Annotated in this window: 2 protein-coding genes; both read left to right on the top strand. The window is 61.4% G+C overall.

The features are described 5' to 3' along the window. Positions 1 to 516, top strand: a 516-nt coding sequence (locus NW844_RS12895) for a glycine radical domain-containing protein (protein WP_414336225.1), incomplete at its 5' end; no start/stop codon positions are given. Positions 517 to 597: 81 nt separating this feature from the next. Then, positions 598 to 975: a pentapeptide repeat-containing protein gene (locus tag NW844_RS12890; RefSeq protein WP_414336223.1), complete on the top strand. Its 378-nt coding sequence runs from the start codon at positions 598 to 600 to the stop codon at positions 973 to 975. Positions 976 to 1,031: the final 56 nt, after the last annotated feature.

The following is a 1,031-nucleotide window of genomic DNA, read 5'->3' as shown; positions in this document are numbered from 1 at the left end:
TTCATGGCGGAGCTGCGCAAGCACAAAACCTACCGCAACGCCATTCCCACCCAGTCCATTCTCACCATCACCTCCAACGTGGTCTACGGCAAGAAAACCGGCAACACCCCCGATGGGCGGCGGGCTGGCGAGCCCTTTGCGCCGGGGGCCAACCCCATGCATGGCCGCGACACCAAGGGAGCGGTGGCGTCGCTGGCTTCCGTGGCCAAGCTGCCCTACGACGACGCGCTGGATGGCATCTCCAACACCTTCTCCATCGTGCCGGCGGCCCTGGGTCGCACGGCTGAGGAGCGGGTTGCCAACCTGGTGGGGCTGCTGGACGGCTACATGCGGGATGGCGGCTTTCACCTCAACGTGAATGTCCTCAACCGCGAGACCTTGCTGCAGGCCATGGAGCACCCAGAGCTCTACCCGCAGCTCACCATCCGGGTTTCCGGCTACGCAGTGAACTTCATCAAGCTTACCCGCGAGCAGCAACTGGATGTGATTAACCGCACCTTCCATCAACACTTCTAAACGAGGGGGCGGGGGATCCCGGAAGGCTGCCCCTAGCCGGGTGAAAGCAAAGGATCCCCCCTCCCCAAGCAAGGAGGTTCAATGAACTATAGCGTTGGGGATTTGGTTAGAGACTACGCGGCGGGACGGCGAGATTTCCAGGAGATCGAGCTGCCCCAGGCCGACCTACAAGGGATCCACCTAGCCGGTGCCGACCTGCGCTATGCCGATTTCAGCGGCGCCAACCTGGCAGGCGCCAACCTGCGGGGGTGCGATCTCAGCTTTGCCGATTGCAGCGGCGCCAACCTATCGGGAGCCGACCTGCGGGGATGTCTGCTTTTTGGCAGCAATTTCCGCGGTGCCCTCTTGGAAGGGGCTTTGCTGGATCACGCCGATTGCGATGCCTATACCCATTTCCCGGCGGGCTTTGATCCCAAAGCCCATCGCCTGCACAACCTCTCGGCGGAGGTCTCCCAGTAGGAGATCTTTCCACTGGTTTTCAACCGTTAAGAAAAACACAGTCTGGGTAAAGTCCA

Source organism: Synechococcus sp. H55.2 (assembly GCF_047462495.1).
Classification (GTDB): domain Bacteria; phylum Cyanobacteriota; class Cyanobacteriia; order Thermostichales; family Thermostichaceae; genus Thermostichus.
This window is presented reverse-complemented; position numbering and strand designations above follow the sequence as displayed.